Genomic DNA, 298 nt, shown 5'->3' with positions numbered 1-298 from the left:
GTGTATAAGAGACAGCCTACGGGTGGCAGCAGCAAGGAATTTTCCCCAATGGGCGCAAGCCTGAGGGAGCAACGCCGCGTGCAGGATGACGGCTTTCGGGTTGTAAACTGCTTTTGGGTGGGACGATAATGACGGTACCACCCGAATAAGCCCCGGCTAACTCCGTGCCAGCAGCCGCGGTAATACGGAGGGGGCAAGCGTTATTCGGAATTATTGGGCGTAAAGGGCGCGTAGGCGGCTCGGCAAGTCATCGGTGAAATCCCTCGGCTCAACTGAGGAACTGCCTTTGAAACTGCTG

Annotated in this window: 1 rRNA gene; it reads left to right on the top strand. The window is 57.0% G+C overall.

The features are described from left to right. Positions 1 to 298 (top strand): 16S ribosomal RNA (locus ACTHSL_RS13400); the annotation flags it as partial.

The sequence above is a fragment of the Neisseria sp. P0008.S010 genome, assembly GCF_051962715.1.
Classification (GTDB): domain Bacteria; phylum Pseudomonadota; class Gammaproteobacteria; order Burkholderiales; family Neisseriaceae; genus Neisseria; species Neisseria elongata.
The sequence above is the reverse complement of the archived record's forward strand: the minus strand, read 5'-3'. Positions and strand labels throughout refer to the sequence as shown.